This is a genomic window from Novosphingobium indicum (genome assembly GCF_014645195.1).
In the GTDB taxonomy this organism is placed as follows: domain Bacteria; phylum Pseudomonadota; class Alphaproteobacteria; order Sphingomonadales; family Sphingomonadaceae; genus Novosphingobium; species Novosphingobium indicum.
The window spans coordinates 1-1,168 of the sequence record NZ_BMLK01000090.1; the positions used below are offsets into that span (position 1 = coordinate 1).

1 protein-coding gene is annotated in these 1,168 nt (G+C 60.1%); it reads left to right on the forward strand.

What is annotated here, in order from left to right:
• A partial coding sequence (locus tag IEX64_RS24255) for an IS256 family transposase (protein WP_229710738.1) occupies positions 1-1,168 on the forward strand: 1,168 nt, incomplete at both ends.

Sequence of the window (1,168 nt, forward strand, 5' to 3'; positions counted from 1 at the left end):
TCGACAAGGATTTACTGGATCAGTTGCTGTCAGGGCGTGATCCGCAGGATTTGTTTGCCAAGGACGGCTTGATTGCTGAACTGAAGAAGGCGCTTTCGGAGCGGATGCTTGCCGCCGAACTGGACGATCATCTCGAATCGGAAGCCGAATTTGGGATCGGCAATCGCCGCAACGGCACCTCGAAGAAGACGATGCTGACCGGTTCTTCGAAGCTGACGCTGGACATTCCGCGTGACCGGCAGGGCACATTCGATCCCAAGTTGATCGCCAAATACCAGCGCCGCTTCCCGGACTTCGACGACAAAATCATCTCGATGTATGCGCGCGGCATGACGGTGCGTGAGATCCGGGGACACCTGGAGGAGCTTTACGGCATAGATGTGTCGCCGGACCTGATCTCGACGGTGACCGACGCCGTGCTGGAAACCGTCGCTGAATGGCAAGGACGGCCGCTTGATGCCTGCTACCCGCTGGTCTTCTTCGACGCGATCCGGGTCAAAATCCGGGATGAGGGCTTTGTCCGTAACAAGGCGGTGTACATCGCGCTCGGTATCCTGCCCGACGGGACCAAGGAAATCCTCGGGATGTGGATCGAGCAGACCGAGGGGGCCAAGTTCTGGATGCGCGTCATGAACGAGCTCAAGAACCGGGGGGTGGCCGACATCCTCATTGCCGTCGTCGACGGATTGAAGGGCTTCCCCGATGCCATCAACGCCGTGTTCCCGCAAACGGTGGTCCAGACCTGCATTGTGCATCTGATCCGTAACTCGATGGGCTTTGCGTCGTGGAAGGACCGGAAGGCCATCGCAGCTTCCCTGCGCAGCATCTATCGCGCCGAGAATGCCGAGACCGGCCTGGCCGCGCTGGAAGCCTTCGAGGCAGGGCCCTGGGGCCAGAAATATCCAGCCATCCCCCAGAGCTGGCGTAGGCACTGGGAGCAAGTGATCCCATTCTTTGCCTTCAGTGCGCCGATCCGGCGGATGATCTATACCACCAACGCCATCGAGGCCCTGAACTCGAAGCTCAGGCGGGCAGTGCGCACGCGCGGCCACTTCCCCGGTGACGAGGCGGCGATGAAACTGCTATACCTCGTTCTCAATCACGCGGCCGAAGAATGGAAACGGCCGCCGCGCGAGTGGTTCGAGGCCAAAACCCAGTTCGCTATCAT